Here is a 223-nt window from a genome sequence, read left to right as displayed (position 1 = left end):
TACTGATTATATTAAGACTGAGAATAATGATACGGATGATTTGAATGATAATAAACTAACTTTTCCTAGTAATCATACAAATCATTCAAATCACGACAATTCAAACTTTAATAATGAGGCTTTAAAATTTCAATTACTCGAAGAACTACCGCAAAGTATTCAAAACTATCTAAGTAACTTTGAAGTAGCTGAAATTAAAATTATCAAAACTGTATTATTAAAA

1 pseudogene is annotated in these 223 nt (G+C 25.1%); it reads left to right on the top strand.

The features are described 5' to 3' along the window. Window positions 1-223, top strand: a pseudogene (locus HMPREF2576_RS10200) (replication protein); the annotation flags it as partial.

The organism is Staphylococcus sp. HMSC063F05 (assembly GCF_001837075.1).
GTDB lineage: Bacteria > Bacillota > Bacilli > Staphylococcales > Staphylococcaceae > Staphylococcus > Staphylococcus epidermidis.
The sequence above is the reverse complement of the archived record's forward strand: the minus strand, read 5'-3'. Positions and strand labels throughout refer to the sequence as shown.